The sequence below is a fragment of the Paraburkholderia sp. BCC1876 genome (assembly GCF_902833695.1).
GTDB lineage: Bacteria > Pseudomonadota > Gammaproteobacteria > Burkholderiales > Burkholderiaceae > Paraburkholderia.
Genome location: NZ_CADFGI010000107.1, coordinates 1 through 431 on the forward strand (window position 1 = coordinate 1; position 431 = coordinate 431).

The 431-nt window shown below is 73.8% G+C and carries 1 protein-coding gene; it reads left to right on the forward strand.

Annotated elements, in window-relative coordinates:
- The coding region (locus HWY05_RS38015; RefSeq protein ID WP_176061512.1) for an MFS transporter at positions 1 to 431 on the forward strand (431 nt) is incomplete at both ends.

Here is a 431-nt window from a genome sequence, read left to right on the forward strand (position 1 = left end):
GCCGCCTCGCGCAGCCCGCTCATGCTGCTCGCCGGCATGGCAGGCGTCGGCCTGCTGGGCACGGCCATGACGCAGGGCCTGATCGCCTGCGCGGCGGCCCTCGCCAGTGAAGGCGAGCGCGGGCAGGTGGTCGGCGCGGCACAAGGCGGCGTCGTGATCGGCCTGCTGCTGGCCCGCTCCGTGGCGGGCCTGCTCACCGATATCGCGGGCTGGCGCGCGGTCTACCTGGGCTCGGGCGGCATCGCGCTGGTGATGCTGGCCGTGCTCTCGGCCCGCCTGCCGCGGCCGACCGCGCCAAGGCCGCGGCTCGGCTACCCGCAGTTGCTGCGATCGATGCTCGACCTGCTGCTGCGCGAGCGTGTGCTCCAGGTACGCGGCACGATCGGCCTGCTGATGTTCGCGGCCTTCAGCATCTTCTGGAGCGGGCTGGT